Source organism: Tritonibacter sp. SIMBA_163 (assembly GCF_046535935.1).
In the GTDB taxonomy this organism is placed as follows: domain Bacteria; phylum Pseudomonadota; class Alphaproteobacteria; order Rhodobacterales; family Rhodobacteraceae; genus Epibacterium; species Epibacterium scottomollicae.
Genome location: NZ_JAWJBP010001455.1, coordinates 1 through 232, shown reverse-complemented (window position 1 = coordinate 232; position 232 = coordinate 1). Strand labels below are relative to the sequence as shown.

The window sequence follows — 232 nt, the reverse complement described above, 5'->3', positions numbered from 1 at the left end:
CAATCAGCCGCCAAACAGCACGTCTTCCCTCGCTGTCGCTGCGCCATAGCCGCTCGATGGCAAATCGTAAAGCTGGCGCGAGTATCAAGGCGATTGCACTACCGCCTTTCAGCTGCGCGATCAGGTGCGCGGGATCGTCCCATTCCAAAAAGAACCGTCCGGCGACATGGTCGAAGAGAACGTGATGCGAAAAGCTGACGAGGTCGCCGGTTTCGGCAAGCACACCCGAAGC

At 59.1% G+C, this 232-nt stretch carries 1 protein-coding gene; it reads right to left on the bottom strand.

What is annotated here, in order from left to right; genetic code table 11:
* Positions 1-232 (bottom strand): hypothetical protein (locus R0J92_RS27115; RefSeq protein WP_411053963.1); only part of this gene is annotated, 232 nt, incomplete at both ends.